Annotated in this window: 1 protein-coding gene; it reads right to left on the bottom strand. The window is 42.0% G+C overall.

The window, feature by feature from the left end:
* A partial coding sequence (locus tag R7E78_RS30060; RefSeq protein WP_411913793.1) for a DUF5666 domain-containing protein occupies positions 1–431 on the bottom strand: 431 nt, incomplete at its 3' end.
* Between the last annotated feature and the right edge of the window lie 102 nt (positions 432–533).

The raw sequence follows: 533 nt of genomic DNA on the forward strand, positions 1-533 counted from the left end.
GACACCATCACCCATTCACCTAAATCGATCTCGTTACTTAAGCCATCAAACTGCAGTTCTACTCCATTTACGGAGAAGGTTTTCTTTGCGTAATCAATGGCAGTCACTCGACCAGTAATGGTTGGTTCTAGTGACACAACGGCATGCGCATCTGTTGTTTTTTGGATGTTTTCATCCACTTTTACCATCATATTTGGTTGCACGACAGTCAACGCTAATGGAGTGTTACCGTAAACTACCTTTGAAACGCGGTAAGTATATCCATTGACGGTTAATGTGCTTTCTTTAGCATCTACAGATTCAACAGACCCAATAGCCGCACTTGGTTTTGCTGCTGGGAGTGTTGATGAGCTGTCGTTATTGTCGCTGCCAGAACCACCACAACCAGACAATGCCAAACCTACGACAGAAATAAGAGCCAGTTTTTTCATTGTATTAACCTCAATTTACGAGCTAGTTTAGGAATTTGGCGGTATCTTATGAGGCATACCGTGAAGAGATCGTGAAGAAATGTGAGTCGTATGAAAATTTTA

It is taken from the genome of Vibrio sp. YT-19(2023), from assembly GCF_033337395.1.